The sequence below is a fragment of the Amycolatopsis marina genome (assembly GCF_900111885.1).
GTDB lineage: Bacteria > Actinomycetota > Actinomycetes > Mycobacteriales > Pseudonocardiaceae > Amycolatopsis > Amycolatopsis marina.
In genome coordinates this window covers 75,353-93,139 of the sequence record NZ_FOKG01000011.1, presented here as the reverse complement: position 1 = coordinate 93,139, position 17,787 = coordinate 75,353, and the positions used below count along the sequence as shown (strand labels likewise).

The window sequence follows — 17,787 nt, the reverse complement described above, 5'->3', positions numbered from 1 at the left end:
GCCATGTCACGCGTGTTGCTGATCGAGGACGATCAGGCCGTCCGTGCGGGGCTGCACCTGGCGTTGACCCGTCAGGGACACATGGTGGACGCGGTGGAGACCGGCGAGCAGGGGCTCGCGCGGATCGTCGCGACGTCCGCCGAGGTGGTGGTGCTCGATCTCATGCTTCCCGGTATGGACGGATTCGAGGTGTGCCGCAGGGTCCGGGCACTGGGCGATCTGCCCATCATCATGCTCACCGCCCGCAACGACGATATGGATGTCGTCGCGGGTCTGGAGGCAGGCGCCGATGACTACGTGGTCAAACCGGTGCAGCCCAGGGTCCTCGAGGCTCGTATCCGCGCGGTACTGCGACGAGCCGGTGCGGGCCAGCGGCAGCCGGTCGGAGCGAGGGCCGAGTTGGAACGACACGGTGATCTGACGATCGACAGGGCCGGACTGGTGGTCAGCAAGCACGGCACGCCGGTCGGGCTGGCTCCGACCGAACTGAGATTGCTGCTCGAACTTTCCGGTGCGCCGGGGCGGGTGCTGAGTCGGCAGCAGTTACTGGAAGCCGTCTGGGAGCATGGCTACCTCGGTGACTCCCGGCTGGTCGACGCCTGCGTCCAGCGACTTCGGGCGAAGATCGAGGCCGACGCAGGCGCCCCGGTCTACGTGCAGACGGTGCGCGGCTTCGGTTATCGGTTCGGCCCCCTGTGAACCGACGCCGGTGGGCCGGCCTGCACTGGGGGCTGCGGGGCCGGCTCCTGGTCGCTTTCGTGCTGCTCGGCGCGATCACGGCCGCGGGAGTCGCGGGTGGGATATATGTGCAGGCCAGCAACGTGATCCTGCAGAAGGCCCAGGACACGGCCGTGGTGGAGCTGACCGGTCAGGTCGAGGAACTGTTCCCGCTGCACGACCTGCCACCGAGTCAGGTTCGGCTCGACGAGATCGCCGACTCCCTTTCGGACAGAGACGACACCGCGATGGCGGTCTACGGGGACCGGGCCTCCCGAAGATCACTGGGACCAGCCATGATCTCGCCGGAACTGCGTCAGGCGGTCCGCGACGGTCGCGTTGCCTGGCAGCGTGTCTCCTACTGGGGAGAACCTGCGGTGGTCATCGGGACTCGGCTGGACCTGACTCACCCGAACGGAAGCCCGACTCCGTCGGGTCTGGAGGTCTTCACTGTCCGGAGCCTGCTTCCCGAACAACAGAGCATCAACAGGCTCGCGTCGATGGCGGCGCTGACCGGCGGGCTCTCCCTGGTTCTGGCGATGGTGCTGGCCCTGCTCGCGGCGAACGGGGTGCTTCGACCAGTGCGGGAACTCGGCAGGGGAGCAAAACGTCTGGGCGAAGGGCAACTGGCGACCCGGGTGGAGGTCCGTGGTGCCGACGAACTGGCGGATGTGGCAACCACGTTCAACGAGACCGCCGCTTCGCTGGAGCGGCATGTCGGCGAGTTGCGCAGGATGGAGGCCGACGCTCGGCGCTTCGTGGCCGACGTGTCCCACGAGCTACGTACTCCACTGGCCGCGATGACCGCGGTCGCCGATGTGCTGGACGAGGAGGCGGCGGGACTGACCGGAGACGTCGCGACGGCTGCCGGCCTGGTCAGCCAGGAGACACGCAATCTGACCAGGCTGGTCAACGACCTGGTCGAGGTCAGCAGGTTTGACTCCGGGGCCGCGGCGCTCGCGCTCGACGACGTCGATGTCGCCGCGGCCGTTCGCGCTACCCTGCGTTCCCGGGGATGGGTGGATCAGGTGGAACTCGATCTGCCGCGGGACGTGCGGGCTCGGCTGGACCCACGCAGGCTTGACGTGATCGTGGCGAATCTGGTCGGCAACGCACTGCGGCACGGTGCGCCGCCGGTCACGGTTCGGCTGCGTGCGGAACCGGCCTGGATCATCGTCGAGGTCGGTGACCGGGGTCCGGGAGTGGACGAACAGATCCTTCCCCACGTGTTCAGCCGGTTCTTCAAGGCGGACACGGCCAGGGCGCGCTCGGCGGGCAGTGGGCTCGGTCTTGCCATCGCGTGGGAGAACGCCCGGCTCCATCAGGACGGCGCGCATCGCGGGAGTCTGGTCGTGGCCAACCGTCCTGACGGAGGGGCGTTGTTCACCCTCAGCCTGCCGCGAGACGCGCGAGCCGGTGCGGCCCCGGAGAGCGCGCGGTGAGTGGGGGAGGAGTCCGCCGATGGCTGCTCGTCGGTGTCGCACTGGCCGTCACGGGCGCACTCGTCGCCGGTTGCGGTGTCCGCCCCAGCGGGGTGATCACGGGCAATCCGGCACCGAGCGGACCTGCCGAGGGCGCGGAGCTCTACCTGCTGGCCGCAGGCGAGCTCACTCCGGTGCTGCGGCCGACCGGGAAGGTCCCGTCGCCGACGGAAGCACTGACGTTGCTGGCGGCGGGACCGAGCCCGGAGGAGCGCGCGCAGGGGCTCGGCAGTGAGGTGCCGTCCGCCGCGACGGCCGTCTCGGTGGCGTCAGGGACACCGGCAACGGAGATCACGGTGACGCTGGACATGGATGTGTCCGCCCTGTCCGGAACCGCGATCGAGCAGATCACCTGTACCGCGGAGGTCGCGGTGTTCCCGGACTACAGCCCTCCCGGACAGGTGTCGGTCACCGTCACTGGCGGGGGACACACGCGAGAGCCGCAGACCTGCTTCCCGTTCCGGTGACCCGTTTCAGGGAGCGACGGTGGCGTCCGCCAGTGGTGCCGGGCATTCGCCTCCCGGCGTGGTCATCAGTTCGAAATGCCACATCTCGTTCGCGTAGGTCTGGCAGAGGCCGTATCTCGAACCGTGCCGGATGAGCCAGTCATCGGCGTCGGTCGGGCCGAGGTCGATTGCCTTGCCGGACACGTGCGTCGACTTCTCCGGGGTGTTGACGAACTTCCTCGCCTCTTCGAGACTGCCGTACCTTTCGATGCCTTCTTCAAGCAGACGCTGCTGATACTCCTTGCTCCGCCAGCCCGACGTCACGAAAAACTCGATCCCGTCCGCCCGTGCGTCGGTGGCCGCCTGCTGAACCGCTCGCAGCAGGGCTGGATCCAGCTTTCCGAGTGCGATGTGGTCGGTGTCGAACGGGGTGAGGGACTGGTTGTGTCCGATGCTTCCGTCACCTGTCGGCTCGGCACCTGTCGGCTCGGCGTCCTCGTTCGGCATGCTTTGCTGCTGGGCGCCACCGGCCGGTGAGCTGCCAGGGGCCGCCCCCTGTTGTACCGGGGAGGTCGACGAGGGTGTGGTGCCACAGGCCACCAATGTCACTGACAGTCCAGCCGCGACGACCACTGCCTGTGCTCGCCGGAAACCGTGGCAACTGTTCTCGCTGGTCTCGTTGCTCATACTCCCGACGATGCAGCTCGAACGTCCACGTCCTGGCCACTGCGTGTCTTGGTTCTGCACCAGTCAGATGATCTGATCGGGAGCGTCCATCGCGCGCCGCCCACCGCCGTCGCACTTTCCCGCAAAAGTGCGCGGCTCCAACCCCGTGACCAGGGGCGGAGAGCCTCTGGTCGTGCACTCTTGTGGAAAAGTGCGGTCAGGCACCGACGCGGTCAGGCCGAACGGCGCGCTGCACCCTCCGGGGAGGGCGAGTACGCCGTGTCTCAGCCGGTTGGCGCGTCCTTCGCGGCCTCGACGGTGGCCTGGTTCAAGAACTGTTCGTCGGTGTAACCGTCGTAGATGGCTGCCTGGACCAGGTTGTACTTCTCGCTGAACTGCTCGTAGGTGAAGTTCTCGACGGTACCTGTGGCGGTGACCAGGTCGCCTTCCTGGAAGTTCGGGGCTTTCTGGTCCAGCAGCACCAGGAGCGAGTTGTCGCCGTACTCGCCCGCGTTGAGTACCAGAGCGCGCTCGTTGAGCGGCACGTCCACGGCGGCCGTGACGGACACCTTCTCGCCGAGATGGTCGCCGTTCGCGAAATAGGCCTGCCCGTCCTGAGGGGCAGGCTCAGAGTTGGTTTCGGCGGCCGTGTCGGTCGTATCACCAGTGCCGTAGCCGCCACCGGTGCCGTCACCGTTGTCGCAGCTCGCCAGGAACCATGGACCGAGCACCAAAACGGCGGCGGCGGCGAGCCGGCCGAGGTGGTGTGGCTGAGCCAGGGGCATGATCGGATCTCCGCACGTCGACTGCAGCTGTCCCACCCGAGTACCCGGCGCCCCTGCTTCGATGCCGACCGTTACCGATCCGACATATTCTGTCAGCGTCAGCCGACGTGGGCGGAGCCGGCTGGCAACTCCGCCCACGTCCCGTCGGTGTTCTCGTCAGAGCGTGACCTCGTGGTTCAGCCGGGGAAGCAGAAGGCCGAGTTGCCGAAGTCGTAGCACTGCAGGGTGCGGCTGGCGGCGTCGGTCAGGCCGTCGGCGTCGGTGACGGTCAGGGTGGCGGTGACGTTGCCTGCCTGGCTGTAGTTGTGCCGGACGGTTTCCCCGGTTCCGGTGTTGCCGTCGCCGAAGTCCCAGGCATAGGACTCGATACCGGTGTCGTCGGTCGACGCGCTGGCGTCGAAGGTGCAGCCGGTGTTGAAGCCGCACTGCACACTGAAGTCGGCGACCGGCGCCTGCTCGCCCGGCTCGGGGTCCGGTCCGGGCCCGGGCTCCTCGCCGTGCAGGTAGGTGGTGTTGAGCAGTTTGTTCGGCGAGCCGGACCTGATGCCGGTCAGCAGCCCGCTGGTCGCATTGCCGACGAGTGCGTCGCGCACCTGTTGCGGTGAGTCGGACGAACGCAGGCCCAGGTGCAGGGCCGCGGCGCCGGCTACGTGCGGGCTGGCCATCGATGTGCCGTCGGCGACGCGGGTGTCGGAGTTGCTGCCGATCCATGCCGAGGTGATGTCGGTTCCCGGTGCCCAGATGTCCAGGCAGCGACCGTAGTTGGACTCCGCGCCCGGGATCTCCGGCCAGGTGGAACGCTCGTCGCGAGTATTGGACGCCCCGACGGTGATCACCGCGCTGGCGCTGGCCGGGGAGGAGTTGCAGGCGTCCTCGTTGGAGTTGCCCGCCGCCACCACAGTGGTGACCCCGGACTGCATGAGGCCGGTGGCGGCGCGGTTGACCGAACTGTCGGTGGGACCGCCGATGCTCATGTTCGCCACAGCAGGCTTCTGCGCGTTCTCGGCCACCCAGTCCATGCCGGCGATGATCACCGAGTACGCCCCGCGGCCACCGCAGTCGAGCACTCGGACGCCGACCAGGCCGGCCTTCTTGGCCATGCCGTAGGTCGTGCCGCCGACGGTGCCGGCCACGTGGGTGCCGTGGCCGTTGCAGTCGTTGGAGTTGGAGTCGTTGTCGATGAAGTCGTAACCCGACCGCGCACGGCCACCGAACTCGGTGTGGCCGGTGCGGATTCCGGTGTCGATGACGTAGGTCGTGACACCCTCACCCGCACTGTCCGGATAGGAGTAGCGGTCGTCCATCGGCAGGTTGGTCTGGTCGGCTCGGTCCAGACCCCAGACGGGATTGTTCTGCACAGCCTGGGTCTGCGCGATGCCGTCCTGTTCGACGTAAGCCACGTCGGGGTGCGCTGCAAGGCGCAGGGCCTGCTGCTCGGTCATCGTCACCGAGAACCCGTTGAGCACGTCGTCGTACGTGAACTTGACCTCGCCGTCGTAGCGCGACGCGAGGTTCGCCGCCGCCTGCCCCACGGCCTTGGCGCTGACCTCGGACTCCTTCAGCGCCACGATGTAGCTGTCCGGCACGGCGTTGGCCGCACCCGCGTTACGGATCTGACCTGTCTCGTCAGCCGTCGCGACCCCCGTGGTCGCGAAACCGGCCAGCGCCGTCGCTCCCGCCAGGACGCTCGCGCAGAGCAATCTGCGGCGAGACCGATGTTGTGCGTGCATCAGTACTCCATTCGTTCACGATCGGGTGAGTAGCCACTCACAGGGGTGGCGTGTTGATCACCAGCGGCCACTGGAGTCACTGTTGACGAGGGGTCAGGTCGGGAACAACCGAGGCAGCACTACGTATGGGATGCGTACAAAATGGTCGTTGCCGGAAAACTGCTGGTCACGCCCGTTCAGCAACGGAGGGCCGACAGGAGACCCGACTTTCGCCGCACGCCGAAGGGAGGTCGTCCCGCGTTTGCCCCGTCGGCGCAATGGTTAGCCGGAGGACGGCACAGCTCTCGAGGAAAAGGAGCACCTGATGGACGGGGAACGGAGCCTGCGGGAGCAGGCAGACGAGGAGCCGTTGGCCGAGTCGGAAGAGCAGATCGACGAAGCAAAGCGGGTCGCGGAGGAGAATCAGGAGGTTGCCGAGTCCATTGCGGACGAGAACGTGCCCCCACCCGCGGACCCACCGGGGCGGGAGACCGGGTTCTCCCCGTCGTAGGCACATCGCGACACTCCGGGGACCACGCACTTGACCTTGACACTGTGACAAGGTCTTCACTGGGTGCAGGAGGTGGTCCCCGTCAACTCGCCACACAAAAATTCACCGGACACGCGCCTGCTCGACGCGCTGGCCGCACGAAACTCGTCGACGCGGCTCAAGGCGGCCATGATGGCCGGCACGCAACCCGACCCCGGGCTCGTCGACGCGCTCCTGGCACGGTGCGCGATCGAGCCGGACTTCTTCGTGCGTGACATGCTCACCTGGGCGTTGACCCGCCTCCCGCCGGAGGTCACGGTGCCCGGACTGCGCGCGGAACTCCGTTCTGAGCACGCTCAGGCCCGAAGTCAGGCGTTGCATACGCTGTCCAAGATAGGAGACGAGAATGTGTGGCCTGCGATCACGCGGTCGTTGCTGCACGACGCCGACGACGAGGTCGCGCGAAGCGCATGGCGTGCTGCCGTCGTCCTCGTGCCTGCCGGGGAAAAGGAAGGGCTGGCCGTGGAACTGGCCACCGAACTCGGTCGTGGTGACCGGTATGTGCGACTGAGTCTCAGCCGGGCGCTCGTCGCGCTCGGAGACGTGATCGGGCCGGCCCTGCAGACGGGATTCGCGAGCGCCGACCCGATGGTGCGTGCGCACGCCCGCGCTACGGAGCGGCTCCTGCACGACCCGGATTCCGGCTTCGACGAGGCCGTCGACGTGGCGAAGCGGGTTGTCGCGCTCGGCTCGGAGAGAGTCGAGGGAACAGCGTGCTGATCGGCGAGGTGGCACGCCGCTCGGGGGTGAGTACCCGGATGCTCAGGCACTACGACTCCCTCGGGCTGGTGCGACCGACCGGTCGCACCGTGGGTGGCTACCGTGAGTACTCCGCGGAGGACATTCGCCGGATTTTCCACGTGGAAAGTCTGCGGTCGCTCGGACTGTCGCTGCGGCAGATCGGCCGCGCTCTGGAGGATCCCGCCTTCGCACCATCCACATTGGTCGCCGACCTCATCCGCCGGACCGAAGACCGACTGAAGCGCGAGCAGGAGCTGCTCGAGCGACTCCGTACGGTCGACGCCTCGGCGCCGTTCGGCTGGCAGGAGGTACTGCGCATCGTCGAACTCCTGCACGGGCTCAACTCGCCCGACGCCGCACGCCGCCAGCAGACCGTCCTCGCCCCGACCGAGGACGTGCCGGTTCCCGCCGAATTGCTGGCCGGGGCGGTCCTCGCCGAATCCGATCCGAACGTCGCCGGTGCCCTGCGGTGGGCACTCGCGCGGGCGGGCGGTGGCGGTGTGGCGAGCGTGGCGTCCGGCGTGTACTCGGCGGACGTCGAAATCCGGCGGCGTGCGGTCCTCGCGATCGCCGAGATGTCCGGTGACGAGGCGACCACGGTGCTCGCGGACGCGCTCGGCGACTCGGACCCGTCGGTGCGGAAGCATGCTGCTCTCGCGTTGGGTTCACGTGGCGCGACCGCAGCGGTACCGATACTCGTCGGCATGGTGGTCGACGGCACGAACGACGTCGACGCGGCCGAGGTCCTGGGAACGCTGTCGGTGGACCCCGAGTGCGCGGACCGGATCATGCGGGCACTGGTCGACGAACTCGCCGCGCACACCGCGGACTCCGCGGTGCGGATACGCCTGACCCAGGCACTCGCCGAGATGCCGGCGAACCTCGCACAGGGCGTCCTGCGGCAATTGGCCCACGACGATGACCGGTCTGTCGCCCTCATCGCCTCGGCACTCGTGGGGGGCTGAGCCGGATCACCGGGTACTCCCGGTCGGACTTGCTTTGGTACTTCGCGATGCGCGGCTGCGCCGCCGCGATGCGCTGCCATGCCTGCTCACGATCGGCGCCGTTGAGTTGGTGCGGGGTCACCGGCAAAGGGTCGCGGCCGGGCAATTCGACCGTCACCCGGTCGGGGTGCGCCCGCAGATTGGCGTGCCAGTCCGGGTGCTGGCTACCACCGCCCGACGCGACGATCAGCCAGCCGTCTTCATCGGGGAACCAGGCCACCGGGGTCTCCCGTGGTTGCCCGCTCCGGCGGCCTGTGGTGTTCAGGATCAGTAACTCCATGCCCATCAACTTGCCACGGCCGCGCCGGATCTTGCGGTTCGTGCGCGCATTCATCTTTCGCTGAGTCCATCGCGAAAACGTGCCGGGCGTACCCGGTTTGCGCCCCTCGCGATTCTCCGCGTGCTGATTCCGTGCCACTGCCCGCCTCCATTCGGTCAACGTGATCTCCTTGGCGATCACATTAGGTACGACTCGATCGCAACGGCTTCTCGATTCCTGATCGATCGACCCACACCGGCATCGGGCACTGCCGTCGTGGCTGTCAGGTGTCGGCCAACTCCTCCAGAACCTGCGCCACGGACGGTCGGATGAGGAACCGTTCGTGCAGGCCGAGCAGCCGTATGGGCCGTAGCACCGCGCGCTGCGCCGTGACCAGACACAGGCGGATGCCCTGTTGTCCAGCCCGCTGTTCGACGTCGATCAGAAGCGATACTCCCCGAGTGCACAGAAAGCCGACGGCGGACATGTCCACGAGCACCGCGTTGGAACCGCCGGACAACGCGCGGGCCAGCGCCGAAGTCACATCGGGAAGGACCGTCAGGTCGACCTCGCCCTCAATCCGGACCACGACGACGCCGTCGCGATGATCCGTTCGTACGCTGAGCAGGTCTCGCGGGCCCGTATTGGACATGCGTTGTCTCCTCACACGCGAACTGCCACGGAAAGCGCGGCGCCGTTCGGTGGACCAAGCAGCGCAGCATGCTTTCACGCGGCTACTTGTTTGAACCGAACTGCTGAGACTCTAAAACAATGCTCACTACAGTCACAACTTGACAACGGGTCAATGAATATCTGCCGTCACGGAATGAGCCAGGTGCGGGGTGAACGCCGGACGCTGGTGTGTGGACTGGTAACAGAATATGGTCTCATTCTGGCTATTTTCAACAAGTCAAGGAGGACGCTGTGGACGAACGCGACGCCGACCCGGTCAGCGGAAACAACGAACCGTCGAGTCTCGACCGTCGCGACATGCTACGACTCGGGTTGCTCACCGCCGGTGGCCTGGCGACCTTCGGCGGCGGCAGCCTCCTGGCCGGTGGTGTGGCGGAGGCCGGCACCAGCTACAACATGTTCCGCGGCGCCACGAGCCAGAGCAATGACAGCAACTTTTCCAACAGCCCCGAGTTGGTCACCTACTCCGCCACACATGTGCGTGGCGGACTGTGGGTGCACAACGGCGATCTCGGCACGGTGGAGAACGGGAGCTATTCCGCCCCCTTCCATCGCGGCGACTGGGGCCACAACGTACGCCGGGTGCGAGTGCGGTCACGCAAGAGCTTCCGCCAGCCGATGTCGGTCGTGGTGACCGGGCGAACGCTGTGGTACGACCCGAAAGGCGGGCAGACCATCGGGGGAGTGCGCCGCTCGACCAACGGCGGGCTCAAGATCATGGTTGGTCACCACAGCAACGACTACAACTACGTGATCCTGCTGATCCGCGAATCCGGATACATCACGATCTCCCGGGAGTACGGGCATGAGTACACGCGACTGGCGAACGTCCACTATCCGACACCGATAGAGACCTACCGCACCTTCAAGATCAGCTGGCACGACGACCGGATCAGCGTCTACCGCAGGATGGCGTCGGACAACTCCGACGATCGGCTGATCGTGCGCACCGCGGCCGGATCCGCACCGAGCGTGGTGAACGGCGTGACCTACAACAACAAGCCAATCGGCATGTACCTCGACGGCGCCGGAGTACGAATGAGCCGGTTGACCGTGTGGCAGGGCTGAGAAACGTGCGGGCATCGACTTCGTGTTGAAGCCGCATCATCTCGGCCGGCTGCACGGTAGGGCACCAATGCGCGGAGTGCCGAGCGGGGTTCAGGTCCGCCCCGCCGGTCTTCGCGTCGGCTGTCTGGTCCAGGGCAGGGTCATCAGGGCCCAGACGGTCAGGACGAGCGCGAACTCCGGCACCAGGTACACCGGCCACGGCCCGAAAAGGTCCAGAACAGTCGTGATTTCGGGCTTGCGGTTGAGGAAGCCGTAATTGGTGCCGGAGAAAGCGTTGAACGACATGGCGACCCCGACCCAGCACAGGGTGACGAGGACCGCGACCCGGAAACTGCGCCAGTCGGGTCGCGCCCCGAGACCCCACGTCAGGTAGATCGCGGCCCAGATGACGAGTAGGTGCATCGTCCAGAACGCCAGGAACTCGTGATGTGGGAAGTCCGGTCCGGTGTGCACGGGCGACACTAGTGCCTGGGCGCTCAAGGTCAGGCACCAGTAGTAGGTCAGGGCGTGCGCCCATTTCCGGTGGGACCACAACGCGTACGCGACGACGAATCCCGCCAGGTCGGACAGGTGCAGGGGAATGACGAGGTCGATGTTCCATTCGGCGGCCACGGCCGAGTAGAGCTGCACGGTCAGGTGCAGGGTGATGACGACGATCGCGAAGGCCCTGCTGAACCATCGTGCGCGCGCGGTTCCGTGGTGCCTGCGTCCCCACGCGATCAGCGCGGCCGATCCGGCGGCGAACACGAGCAGCACCAACCAGTGCGAGAGTCCGTAGGCGGTGAACTGATATCCGGTTTGCTCCGTGACTCTCCGCGGAAGAGCGGGAATGAGGTCGGGTCGTGCCGGCGAAAGCATTGGCGTCATCCGCCATGGGCGAGCGCATCGAGTTCCCGCTGCAGCGCCGCGACCAGCACCGGCAGGTCCGGACAGCGGTCCGAGTCGGCGATGACCGTGACGAGCAGTGTGTCGCGGTAGGAGAGCGCGACGAAGGAGACCGTCATGTTCCCCTTGATGGCGGTGATCGGAACGATGTCGGCCACCTGCGCACCGAGAAAGTACAGCGGAGCGGGCGGGCCGTGCAGGTAGGTCACCGAGCTGACGACGAGGCGCTGTCGGCGGATGATCCACCCGAGCAGATTCAACGCGGCGAGCAAGCGGAACAGCGGCGCGAGCAGAACCGAGGAGACTCCCCGCGCCACCGCCTTGTGTCTGCGGGTGATGCGCGCGATGGCTTCCAGGCGAGATGGTCCCTTCGTGGGCAGCGCAACCGGCACCGACCCCACCTGGTTGCCGAGGTGGGCCGTGCTGTCGGTCCGGCGTGCCGATACCGGAATGGAAATGGTCAGCGAGTCCGCGTCCTCCCCTCGATGGAGCAGCAGAGCGTGCAGCGCGCCGGTGGCCGCGCACAGCAGTGCGTCGTTCACGGTGGCGTCGCGGGAGTGCGCCGTCGCCCTGATGTCGACGAGTTTGCAGCTGGCCACCGCGAACTGCCTGCGGGTGCCGATCGCGCGACTCAGCGAGGCGGGGGAGCGTCGCGTGGTCGCGACAAGGCGAAGCTGTGCGAGTGCGGTTCTGATCTCGCGCACCGCCTTCGGCGCAGCGAGCAGTGCGCGCAGTCTGCTGCCCACGGCGTCGGTCATCAGCTGTACGGGTGTGGGTGGTGTATGCGGGAAGCCGGTATCGGGCTCTTCGCCGGTGCCCGGTGGGTGGTCCATCAGATGGGCGAGCACCGCGAGGCCGCCGACACCGTCGGTGAGCACGTGGTGAAACGTCACGATCAACGCTGTTCGTCCGCCGGTGAGCCCGTCCACCACGGTAGCTGACCAGAGTGGACGGTCGTCGGGGAGTGGCTCGGTGGCGACACGGGATGCCATCCCCAGTAGCGCTTCCTCGTCTCCCGGATCCGGGCAACGCGCCTGCCGCACGTGTCGCCGGATGTCGAAGGTGGGGTCATCCATCCAAATCGGACGGCCAAGCCCTGGCGCGACGGAAACCAGACGCTGACGGAAACGGGCGAGTTGCGCCACCCTGACGTCGAGCGCGTCCCGGACCCTCGACAGCGTGAGGGGAACCTGTGTCTCGAGCAGCACGACACCGGCGATCTGCAGCGACGGTGACCCGATATCGGAGGCGAGCGTCATCAGATCGTTCGGTGTCGCTCGCTCTATGCGTGGCCCATGCTCGCGCGATGCGTTCATCGGGCTACCGGTGAGGGGGTGTTCGTTGCCGGTCCGTGACCTCGTCGCCCCCGGGCGTGCGTCCACACGGGAGCATGGTGTGGGACGCGTCGGGAAGTAGTTCGCCCTCGGGTCGCATCATCAATGTCGCCACCTCGCCCCGCACTCGGCTGCGTCGTGCTGTGCCTCAACGCAGGACGCGTTCTCCCGGCGTCGAACCATCCACACCACGGAATATTCTACGCGTGCGGTCGTTGACCGTCACATAGGCGATACGAAGTGTATAATGACCTATACGGCACCGCGCTGGTCTCTGTAGCTGGCTGGTCGACTTGGTTCGGTTCAGCTACCTCATCAACAAACTCGCAGCGAAGCCCTCGGGCCTTGGCGGGCTTCGAGCGCATACAGGTGGCGCTCCGGCGCCCACCCTACGGCCGACAGGGCTACTCCGATGTGGACGATTCCTGCGGACGGTGTGTCAACCGAGCGCGACTATCGCTGGGTGCCCGGTGGTGGCGGTTTCGGTGGTCGTATGGACAGCAGTACGGCACAGGTGATCGCCAATGCGGCCAGCACGAGCACGGTCAGGGCTATCTCGATGAGGGCGTCTATGAGCATGATCAGTTCTTCTTCGTAGTTGCTGTGACGGCGGAGTGGTTGGCTGCGAAGCTGGTCATCGTGATGGTCGCGAGGACGACCACGATGACCCCGAGTGAGATCGAAGTGGGGATCTCCGGCACTGACGGCCAGATTCCATGGGCCCAGTGCAGCACCAGTTTCGCACCGATGAACGCGAGAATGAGTGCGAGTCCATGATTGAGGTGCACGAGCTTGCCGAGTGCGGACTGCAGGACGAAGTACAGGGCACGGAGACCAAGGAGAGCGAAGGCGTTGGTGGTGAAAACCAGGAACGGATCTTCGGTGACTCCGTATACCGCGGGAACCGAATCGACGGCGAACACGACGTCGGTGGCGAACACCGCCACGACCACCACGGTCAGTGGTGTGATGGCGCGCCGCCCGTTCTCGCGGGCGGTGAGGCGGGTGCCGCGGTAGCCGTCGGTGACGGGCCACAGCCGGTGCAGCAGGCGCACCGATCGCATCTGGGATACGTCGCGGTCAGTGGTCTGCCCGGATATCGCCTGGTGCAGGATCTTGACCGACGTGATGAACAGAATCGCGCCGAACACCAGGAACGCCCACGTTCCGGCCTGCAACATGGCGGCACCGAGCGCGATGAAGATTCCGCGCAACACCAGGGCTCCGACAATGCCGTACAGCAACACGCGCTGTGCCAGCGCCGTGGGCACCGAGAAGGCAGCCAGCAGCAGCATGAACACGAAGAGGTTGTCCACCGAGAGGGATTTCTCCACGACGAACCCGGTGAAGAACTCCACTGCCTGGGGGCCGTCGTGTTTCACCCACAGGAACATGCCGAAAAGGACCGGCAGCGTGAGATAGAACGCGGACCAGCCCACAGCTTCACGCATGGAGACCTCGTGCGGGCGGTGCGTGACCACGAAGTCCGCGACCAGCAGGGCGACGAGAACCACGATGCTCGCGGTCCACATCCAGGGTGAACCGATCGACCCCGCTGAAGCGGCGAGTGCGGAGGTATGACTGGGCACCGTGCCTCCTCGAACACCACGAGGTGTTCGAGGTCTCCTTCGCCCCGTCGTCGGGGTGGCCTCCCGGGGACACCATCGGATGTCCGTGCTGACCGGGCCGACCCTGGGAAGTACTCCCCTCGGCGCCCGAGTCTAGGTGTCACACTGGGTGGAAGTAAAGGTTACAAACAGTGCCCTGGCCCTTCGCGCCGGACACGGGCACTCGATGGTGGGGTGACCCTTCGCCCATGACGGCCGAGATCATCGCGGCACTCATCAGGTAGGGCGACCAGGGTTCCGAGCAGTACACCTCCGACCGCGCCGGCCGCAAAGGGTGGAGCCAGCACCACCTGACGCTCGGTAGGCAGCACTACTGATCTTCGGGCCGGGTGCGGACATCATTTTCGGTGTCGATCCGGTCGGAGAAGGAGAGCGAATGCAGATCAATACCACCTCGGCGGTGCGCAAAGGCGTAGCGGTCCTGACCGTGGCGGGGCTGATGAGCACCACCCTGACCGGTGCGGCGATGGCTGACCCACCCAGCAACTCGGCCCTGCAGAGGAGCCTCGACTCACTGGTGGGCCAGGAGAAGTTCCCGGCCGCGCTCGCCTCGGTGAGCGAACGTGGCCGCACGACGTCGCTGGTCGCCGGTTCGTCCCGGCTGGACCGGCAGGTCCCGGTACCGCGGGACGGCTACGTCCGGGCGGGCAGCAACACGAAAACGTTCACCGCGGTGGTCGTCCTGCAGCTGGTGGCGGAGGGAAAGGTGGAGCTGGACGCACCCATCGAGAAGTACCTGCCCGGTTTGGTTCGCGGCGAGGGCATCGACGCCAACGTGATCACCGTCCGGCAGTTGCTGCAGCACACCAGCGGGCTCCCGAACTACACCGCGCACATCGGACTGGACAACTTCGAGGAGATTCAGCACAAGTTCTTCCAGCCCCACGATCTGCTCGCCGCCGCACTGGCGCACCCGGCGCGGTTCGCTCCGGGTGCCAAGTGGGAGTACAGCAACACCAACTACCTGCTGGCGGGCCTGCTGATCGAGCGGGTGACCGAGCGCCCGGTGCAGGAGCAGATCACCGAACGGGTGATCAACAAGGCCGGCCTCCGCCACACATACTGGCCGCAGCCAGGTGACCAGACCATCCGGCGACCTCATCCACAGGGGTACACAACGGGCAATCACGCCACCGGCGATGTCATCGACGCGACCGAGATGGATCCGTCCTGGGGCGGAGCGGCCGGTCAGCTGATCTCGACACCGGGCGATCTCGCGCGGTTCTCCCGTACGCTGCTCGACGGCAAGCTGCTTCCTGCGGCGCAGCTGGCCGAAATGCGCAAGACAGTTGCTGCGCCGGTGCTTCCCGGCTGGCGATACGGGCTCGGCCTGATCAGCGTCCCGTTGAGCTGTGGTGGTGTGTACTGGGGGCACGGCGGTGACATCGACGGCTACGAAACGCGCGGGGGAGCTACCGATGACGGCCGTTCCGTCGGGCTCGCGGTGACCGCGCTGCCAGGGACCTTCGGTGACGCCGAGCAGGCGGCGAAAGCGGTCGTGGCCACTGTGGACACGGCATTCTGCACGTGACCGACACAGCAGCGCTCAGCCGCGCAGCTGAACGTTGAGCCGTGCGGCCTGCCGTGTGAGGTGGTCGCGCTCGGGGAGGTTGGACGCGGACCTGGCTGCTTCGGCGTAGAGGCGGGCCGCGGTGACCGGGTTACCGTCACGCTCGTGCAGGTACGCCGCGACGGCCGTATACCGGGGCAGAGTCGGGTCGAGTTCGGCCAGGGCGGCCAGGCCGGCCCGGGGTCCGTCGGCCTCGCCGACCGCGACGGCCCGGTTCAGCCGGGCCACCGGAGTGTCGGTGAGCCGCAGCAGTTCGTCGTACCACTCGACGATCTGCACCCAGTCGGTCTCCTCGGCCGTCCTGGCGTCGGCGTGCAGCGCGGCGATGGCGGCCTGAGCCTGGAACTCGCCCAGGTGATCGCGGGCAAGGGCGGACTGGAGCACGTCGATGCCCTCGGCGATCAGCCGCGTGTCCCACAGGTCGCGGTCCTGCTCGGCAAGCGGCACGAGGCTGCCATCGGGACCGGTCCGAGCGGTGCGCCGTGCGTGGTGCAGCAGCATCAGCGCGAGCAGGCCCACGACCTCCACATGGTTGATCTTGGCTGCCAACTGGCGAGTGAGGCGGATCGCCTCGGCGGCGAGGTCGACGTCGCCGGAGTAGCCCTCGTTGAATACCAGGTAGAGCACCCGCAGCACCGTGGCCAAGTCACCGGGCTGGTTGAAGCGGACGTTCGAGACGGTCCGCTTCGCCCTGCTGATCCGCTGGGCCATGGTCGCCTCCGGCACGAGGTAGGCCTGTGCGATCTGCCGGGTGGTCAAGCCGCCGACCGCGCGCAGCGTGAGCGCGACGGCCGAAGCCGGTGTCAGGGACGGGTGCGCGCACAGGAAGTACAACTGCAGCGTGTCGTCCACCGCTTCGACCTGGCCGTGCTGGGGCTCGCCCCCGACACGGACCTCGCGCTGCTGCCGGGAGGTGTCGGCGCGTGCGGCATCAAGGAACTTGCGCCAGGCCGTCGTGATCAACCAGCCCTTCGGGTCCCGCGGTGGTGCGTCCGGCCACACGCGCACGGCCTCGACCAGTGCGTCCTGCACGGCATCCTCGGCCGCCGCGAAATCAGCTCCGCGACGGACGAGGATGCCGATCACCGTGGGGGTGAGGGTCCGCAGCAGGACCTCGTCCACCGTGCGTCACTCCGTGATGGTCGGGTGCGCCGTCAGGAACGGGCGCACCTCGAGCCACTCGTGTATCGGCTTGCCATCCGCGCCTGGAGCCGCGGACAATTCGCCTGCCAGCTCGAGTGCCCGCTCGTAGGTCTCGACGTCGATCACCATCCAGCCGGCGATCACGTCCTTGGTCTCCGCGAACGGCCCGTCGGTGACCGGCGGGCGCCCTTCACCGTCGTACCGGACGAACGTGCCCTCCGGGGAGAGCGCCTGACTGTCGACGAACTCGCCGGTGCCCTCGAGCCGGGCGGCGAAATCCTGCATGTACTGAACGTGGTCCGAAACCTCCTCCGGCGTCCACTGGTCCATCGGCACGTCGTTGACCGCCGCCGGCGCGCCCCGGTAGTGCTTGAGCAGCAGGTATTTGGCCATCTTGTTCTCCTTCGTGCGGTACGGCTCATTATGGCCGTGTTCACCCCGGGGACGGAGCCACACGCTGGTTCTCGACATCCCCTCGCGACTTTCCGCTGAACTCGCGGTCGTTCCGCTGCCGGACCAGTTCCTCGACCGCGGTCGGCAGCGTCGTCTCGAAGTCGATCAGCTTCGCCCACGTCGGGGTCACGACGATCCGGACCATGCTGTCGTAGAGCGAACGCACCTCGGCCTCCCAGTGGACCCGTTGCTCCGGTGTCATCTCGTAGCTGCCGTTCATCTGGAGGTACTCGTCCGGGATACCGTCGACGACGTCCAGCTCGGCCCGGCCCCGGACAAGCAACATCTTGGGCGGATGCACCTCGGTGTCGATGGTCAGTGCGACCGCGGGGTTCGCGCGCAGGCTCGGGAGTTTCGGGGCGTTCGTCGTCGTGCACATGACGATTTCCGAGCCGTTCCAGGTGAACCCGATCGGGATGTTGCGGGGTGTCCCGTCCTTGGCGACGTAGGCCAGGCGAGTCAGGTCGCGGGCCAGCAGTTCCTGGCTGATCGGTCGGTTCAGGACCTCGGTGATCTCGTGCGGTTGCATGATGGCTCCCAGGTGCCGTACGTACTGTTGGTTGATTCCACTTCCGTCCGCGGCGCTTCGTAGCCGCTGACGTCCCTGGGACGAAGCCAGAACCGCGTTCTCGACATCCGGAGAACCGCCGGTGGC

The 17,787-nt window shown here is 66.9% G+C and carries 20 protein-coding genes; 8 read left to right on the top strand and 12 right to left on the bottom strand.

Annotated features, from left to right (window positions below; genetic code table 11):
• The first annotated feature begins 3 nt into the window (after positions 1 to 3).
• Genes BM199_RS18830 through BM199_RS18820 form a run of 3 tightly spaced genes read left to right on the top strand, consistent with a single transcriptional unit; the run spans position 4 to position 2,665 of the window.
• Positions 4 to 699 (top strand): response regulator transcription factor, encoded by a 696-nt coding sequence (locus tag BM199_RS18830; RefSeq protein ID WP_091674698.1) that lies wholly within the window; start codon positions 4 to 6, stop codon positions 697 to 699.
• On the top strand, positions 696 to 2,159 hold the full coding sequence (locus tag BM199_RS18825) for a sensor histidine kinase (RefSeq protein ID WP_091674573.1): 1,464 nt from the start codon (positions 696 to 698) through the stop codon (positions 2,157 to 2,159). The genes BM199_RS18830 and BM199_RS18825 overlap by 4 nt, the downstream gene beginning before the upstream one ends.
• Complete coding sequence (locus BM199_RS18820; protein ID WP_218160371.1) at positions 2,156 to 2,665, top strand: hypothetical protein; 510 nt, start codon at positions 2,156 to 2,158, stop codon at positions 2,663 to 2,665. Before BM199_RS18825 ends, BM199_RS18820 begins: the two co-directional genes overlap by 4 nt.
• Positions 2,666 to 2,671: 6 nt before the next feature.
• On the opposite strand, the gene BM199_RS18815 is transcribed toward BM199_RS18820, so the two are convergent.
• The 3 genes from BM199_RS18815 to BM199_RS18805 all read right to left on the bottom strand — a co-directional run bounded on the left by BM199_RS18815 (position 2,672) and on the right by BM199_RS18805 (position 5,825).
• Complete coding sequence (locus tag BM199_RS18815) at positions 2,672 to 3,331, bottom strand: M15 family metallopeptidase (protein ID WP_091674572.1); 660 nt, start codon at positions 3,329 to 3,331, stop codon at positions 2,672 to 2,674.
• 263 nt (positions 3,332 to 3,594) lie between these two features.
• The gene (locus tag BM199_RS18810; RefSeq protein WP_143101867.1) at positions 3,595 to 4,095 is read right to left on the bottom strand and encodes a hypothetical protein; all 501 of its coding nucleotides are present in this window, start codon (positions 4,093 to 4,095) and stop codon (positions 3,595 to 3,597) included.
• A gap of 176 nt (positions 4,096 to 4,271) precedes the next feature.
• Positions 4,272 to 5,825 carry a S8 family serine peptidase gene (locus BM199_RS18805; protein ID WP_218160370.1) on the bottom strand — a complete coding sequence of 518 codons (1,554 nt, stop codon included), beginning with the start codon at positions 5,823 to 5,825 and terminating at the stop codon, positions 4,272 to 4,274.
• Between the two features lie 304 nt (positions 5,826 to 6,129).
• Here BM199_RS18805 and BM199_RS18800 point away from each other — a divergent pair, with 304 nt between their 5' ends.
• The 3 genes from BM199_RS18800 to BM199_RS18790 all read left to right on the top strand — a co-directional run bounded on the left by BM199_RS18800 (position 6,130) and on the right by BM199_RS18790 (position 8,060).
• Positions 6,130 to 6,315 (top strand): hypothetical protein, encoded by a 186-nt coding sequence (locus BM199_RS18800; RefSeq protein WP_091674570.1) that lies wholly within the window; start codon positions 6,130 to 6,132, stop codon positions 6,313 to 6,315.
• Positions 6,316 to 6,387: 72 nt separating this feature from the next.
• Positions 6,388 to 7,074, top strand: a complete 687-nt coding sequence (locus BM199_RS18795; RefSeq protein ID WP_425425549.1) for a HEAT repeat domain-containing protein — start codon at positions 6,388 to 6,390, stop codon at positions 7,072 to 7,074.
• On the top strand, positions 7,068 to 8,060 hold the full coding sequence (locus BM199_RS18790) for a MerR family transcriptional regulator (protein WP_091674568.1): 993 nt from the start codon (positions 7,068 to 7,070) through the stop codon (positions 8,058 to 8,060). Before BM199_RS18795 ends, BM199_RS18790 begins: the two co-directional genes overlap by 7 nt.
• On the opposite strand, the gene BM199_RS18785 is transcribed toward BM199_RS18790, so the two are convergent.
• Together BM199_RS18785 and BM199_RS18780 are read right to left on the bottom strand one after the other, a co-directional pair.
• Positions 8,032 to 8,559 carry a nitroreductase family deazaflavin-dependent oxidoreductase gene (locus tag BM199_RS18785; RefSeq protein ID WP_245788451.1) on the bottom strand — a complete coding sequence of 176 codons (528 nt, stop codon included), beginning with the start codon at positions 8,557 to 8,559 and terminating at the stop codon, positions 8,032 to 8,034. The two genes, BM199_RS18790 and BM199_RS18785, sit on opposite strands and share 29 nt — an antisense overlap.
• Positions 8,560 to 8,641: 82 nt before the next feature.
• Complete coding sequence (locus tag BM199_RS18780) at positions 8,642 to 9,010, bottom strand: STAS domain-containing protein (protein WP_091674567.1); 369 nt, start codon at positions 9,008 to 9,010, stop codon at positions 8,642 to 8,644.
• Between the two features lie 272 nt (positions 9,011 to 9,282).
• Here BM199_RS18780 and BM199_RS18775 point away from each other — a divergent pair, with 272 nt between their 5' ends.
• Positions 9,283 to 10,119 (top strand): hypothetical protein, encoded by an 837-nt coding sequence (locus tag BM199_RS18775; RefSeq protein ID WP_091674566.1) that lies wholly within the window; start codon positions 9,283 to 9,285, stop codon positions 10,117 to 10,119.
• Between the two features lie 90 nt (positions 10,120 to 10,209).
• Here the strand turns inward: BM199_RS18775 and BM199_RS18770 are convergent, their stop codons facing one another.
• The 4 genes from BM199_RS18770 to BM199_RS18760 form a co-directional block, all read right to left on the bottom strand.
• Complete coding sequence (locus BM199_RS18770) at positions 10,210 to 10,977, bottom strand: YwaF family protein (RefSeq protein ID WP_091674565.1); 768 nt, start codon at positions 10,975 to 10,977, stop codon at positions 10,210 to 10,212.
• A 5-nt stretch (positions 10,978 to 10,982) separates the two neighbouring features.
• Positions 10,983 to 12,263 (bottom strand): wax ester/triacylglycerol synthase domain-containing protein, encoded by a 1,281-nt coding sequence (locus BM199_RS18765; protein ID WP_177242688.1) that lies wholly within the window; start codon positions 12,261 to 12,263, stop codon positions 10,983 to 10,985.
• Between the two features lie 528 nt (positions 12,264 to 12,791).
• Positions 12,792 to 12,917: a hypothetical protein gene (locus BM199_RS34965; RefSeq protein ID WP_281245718.1), complete on the bottom strand. Its 126-nt coding sequence runs from the start codon at positions 12,915 to 12,917 to the stop codon at positions 12,792 to 12,794.
• Positions 12,918 to 12,919: 2 nt separating this feature from the next.
• Complete coding sequence (locus BM199_RS18760) at positions 12,920 to 13,870, bottom strand: TerC/Alx family metal homeostasis membrane protein (RefSeq protein ID WP_091674563.1); 951 nt, start codon at positions 13,868 to 13,870, stop codon at positions 12,920 to 12,922.
• A 472-nt stretch (positions 13,871 to 14,342) separates the two neighbouring features.
• On the opposite strand from BM199_RS18760, the gene BM199_RS18755 reads away from it, so the two are divergent.
• Entirely contained in the window at positions 14,343 to 15,497 is a 1,155-nt protein-coding gene (locus tag BM199_RS18755) for a serine hydrolase domain-containing protein (protein WP_091674562.1), read from the top strand.
• A gap of 15 nt (positions 15,498 to 15,512) precedes the next feature.
• Here the strand turns inward: BM199_RS18755 and BM199_RS18750 are convergent, their stop codons facing one another.
• Genes BM199_RS18750 through BM199_RS18740 form a run of 3 tightly spaced genes read right to left on the bottom strand, consistent with a single transcriptional unit; the run spans position 15,513 to position 17,661 of the window.
• Positions 15,513 to 16,658, bottom strand: coding sequence for an RNA polymerase sigma factor (locus BM199_RS18750; protein WP_091674561.1), 1,146 nt, complete (start codon positions 16,656 to 16,658; stop codon positions 15,513 to 15,515).
• Positions 16,659 to 16,664: 6 nt separating this feature from the next.
• Positions 16,665 to 17,072 (bottom strand): YciI family protein, encoded by a 408-nt coding sequence (locus BM199_RS18745; RefSeq protein WP_091674560.1) that lies wholly within the window; start codon positions 17,070 to 17,072, stop codon positions 16,665 to 16,667.
• A gap of 40 nt (positions 17,073 to 17,112) precedes the next feature.
• Positions 17,113 to 17,661 carry a pyridoxamine 5'-phosphate oxidase family protein gene (locus tag BM199_RS18740; RefSeq protein ID WP_091674694.1) on the bottom strand — a complete coding sequence of 183 codons (549 nt, stop codon included), beginning with the start codon at positions 17,659 to 17,661 and terminating at the stop codon, positions 17,113 to 17,115.
• Between the last annotated feature and the right edge of the window lie 126 nt (positions 17,662 to 17,787).

What these genes read in the sequence shown, in the direction of transcription:
- BM199_RS18830 (WP_091674698.1), top strand. Translation starts at nt 4, where the DNA reads ATGTCACGCGTGTTGCTGATCGAGGACGATCAGGCCGTCCGTGCGGGG.
- BM199_RS18815 (WP_091674572.1), bottom strand. Translation starts at nt 3,331, where the DNA reads ATGAGCAACGAGACCAGCGAGAACAGTTGCCACGGTTTCCGGCGAGCA.
- BM199_RS18810 (WP_143101867.1), bottom strand. Translation starts at nt 4,095, where the DNA reads ATGCCCCTGGCTCAGCCACACCACCTCGGCCGGCTCGCCGCCGCCGCC.
- BM199_RS18805 (WP_218160370.1), bottom strand. Translation starts at nt 5,825, where the DNA reads ATGCACGCACAACATCGGTCTCGCCGCAGATTGCTCTGCGCGAGCGTC.
- BM199_RS18800 (WP_091674570.1), top strand. Translation starts at nt 6,130, where the DNA reads ATGGACGGGGAACGGAGCCTGCGGGAGCAGGCAGACGAGGAGCCGTTG.
- BM199_RS18780 (WP_091674567.1), bottom strand. Translation starts at nt 9,010, where the DNA reads ATGTCCAATACGGGCCCGCGAGACCTGCTCAGCGTACGAACGGATCAT.
- BM199_RS18770 (WP_091674565.1), bottom strand. Translation starts at nt 10,977, where the DNA reads ATGCTTTCGCCGGCACGACCCGACCTCATTCCCGCTCTTCCGCGGAGA.
- BM199_RS18765 (WP_177242688.1), bottom strand. Translation starts at nt 12,263, where the DNA reads ATGACGCTCGCCTCCGATATCGGGTCACCGTCGCTGCAGATCGCCGGT.
- BM199_RS34965 (WP_281245718.1), bottom strand. Translation starts at nt 12,917, where the DNA reads ATGCTCATAGACGCCCTCATCGAGATAGCCCTGACCGTGCTCGTGCTG.
- BM199_RS18760 (WP_091674563.1), bottom strand. Translation starts at nt 13,870, where the DNA reads ATGTGGACCGCGAGCATCGTGGTTCTCGTCGCCCTGCTGGTCGCGGAC.
- BM199_RS18755 (WP_091674562.1), top strand. Translation starts at nt 14,343, where the DNA reads ATGCAGATCAATACCACCTCGGCGGTGCGCAAAGGCGTAGCGGTCCTG.
- BM199_RS18745 (WP_091674560.1), bottom strand. Translation starts at nt 17,072, where the DNA reads ATGGCCAAATACCTGCTGCTCAAGCACTACCGGGGCGCGCCGGCGGCG.
- BM199_RS18740 (WP_091674694.1), bottom strand. Translation starts at nt 17,661, where the DNA reads ATGCAACCGCACGAGATCACCGAGGTCCTGAACCGACCGATCAGCCAG.